This is a genomic window from Nodularia chucula CCY0103 (genome assembly GCF_963923915.1).
In the GTDB taxonomy this organism is placed as follows: domain Bacteria; phylum Cyanobacteriota; class Cyanobacteriia; order Cyanobacteriales; family Nostocaceae; genus Nodularia; species Nodularia chucula.
In genome coordinates, this window is record NZ_CAWUOL010000217.1 from 1 (window position 1) to 665 (window position 665).

At 37.4% G+C, this 665-nt stretch carries 1 protein-coding gene; it reads right to left on the reverse strand.

All coding sequences use genetic code 11. The features are described from left to right. Positions 1 to 41: 41 nt before the first annotated feature. Positions 42 to 512: an L-histidine N(alpha)-methyltransferase gene (locus tag ACM0OP_RS24280; protein ID WP_414530962.1), complete on the reverse strand. Its 471-nt coding sequence runs from the start codon at positions 510 to 512 to the stop codon at positions 42 to 44. Positions 513 to 665: the final 153 nt, after the last annotated feature.

The window sequence follows — 665 nt, forward strand, 5'->3', positions numbered from 1 at the left end:
TACCATATTTTGGGTTATTTTTATCACCTCTTTCTTAACATTCAACACTTCTGCACTGGGTAACTGCTATATGGAATTTTAGGTAACCATTTCTGAAAGTTGGTTTGGGATACTTTCAGTAGTTCTTCGCTGATATCTAAGGCTAGATATTGATTGATTTTTCCGATTTTATCCAGTTGGGAAATATATTTTTTTACTGGGTAAGAATTACCCGCACCGACATCGATAATATTCAAGTTTTGGCAATTTTGATAACTGCCGTTTAGATAGTTAAAATTTTTATGTAATAGCTCAATTTCTACGTTGTTTGGTTGATACCATTTGGGACTAATATATTTTTGATAAAAGTTATCCCAAATGCTGGCTCCTGTTTCTCTGTAAGCGTATTTTACAGGAATTTCTCTGCTGTTTTCTAATGCGTCTATTAGTTCTAATAGTTCTATGGGGGAAGATATAAATTTTAAGGTTGATTCTAGTCTTTTTTGGGAATTTTTAAGGGTTTCTTTAGGCATTTTTTATAGAGGGAAGACGGTTTATATCACGCGGAGGAGCCAGTGCGGTTTTGGGGGTCTCCCTCATGAGCAACTGGCGTGCGCGGAGGCTATGCCTTGACAGGGTTAGCGCGTCTCAAACCCTATTGACAGTGGGATTCTAGGAGAGGATTG

Excerpts from the sequence above, each read along its gene's own strand:
- ACM0OP_RS24280 (WP_414530962.1), bottom strand. The coding sequence starts at position 512 with ATGCCTAAAGAAACCCTTAAAAATTCCCAAAAAAGACTAGAATCAACC.